This window comes from Actinomadura sp. DC4, from assembly GCF_030406325.1.
GTDB lineage: Bacteria > Actinomycetota > Actinomycetes > Streptosporangiales > Streptosporangiaceae > Actinoallomurus.
Genome location: NZ_JAUEQY010000099.1, coordinates 1 through 553 on the forward strand (window position 1 = coordinate 1; position 553 = coordinate 553).

General features: G+C 62.2%; 1 protein-coding gene. It reads right to left on the minus strand.

The annotated features are described in order from the left end of the window. Positions 1-553, minus strand: a 553-nt coding sequence (locus QWU11_RS47130) for a TCP-1/cpn60 chaperonin family protein (RefSeq protein ID WP_290121146.1), incomplete at both ends; no start/stop codon positions are given.

Sequence of the window (553 nt, forward strand, 5' to 3'; positions counted from 1 at the left end):
GTCATCGGTGTTACCCGCGCCATCGACGATCGTGGTCTCGTCCTTGGTCACCACGACACGCTTGGCCTGACCGAGCATGTCCAGAGTGGTGTTCTCCAGCTTCAGGCCGATGTCCTCCGACACCACCTGGCCACCGGTCAAGATCGCGATGTCCTGCAGCATGGCCTTACGACGGTCACCGAAACCCGGAGCCTTGACCGCCACGGACTTGAAGACGCCGCGGATCTTGTTGACGACCAGGGTCGCCAGGGCCTCGCCCTCGACGTCCTCGGCGATCATGACGAGCGGCTTGCCGCTCTGCATGACCTGCTCGAGAACCGGAACCAGGTCCTTGTTCGCCGAGATCTTCGAGCTGGCGATCAGGATGTACGGGTCGTCGAAGACGGCCTCCATACGCTCCGGGTCGGTCACGAAGTAGTGCGAGACGTAGCCCTTGTCGAAGCGCATGCCCTCGGTCAGCTCGAGCTCCAGACCAAAGGTCTGGCTCTCCTCGACCGTGATCACGCCTTCCTTACCGACCTTGTCCATCGCCTCGGCGATCATCTCACCGATC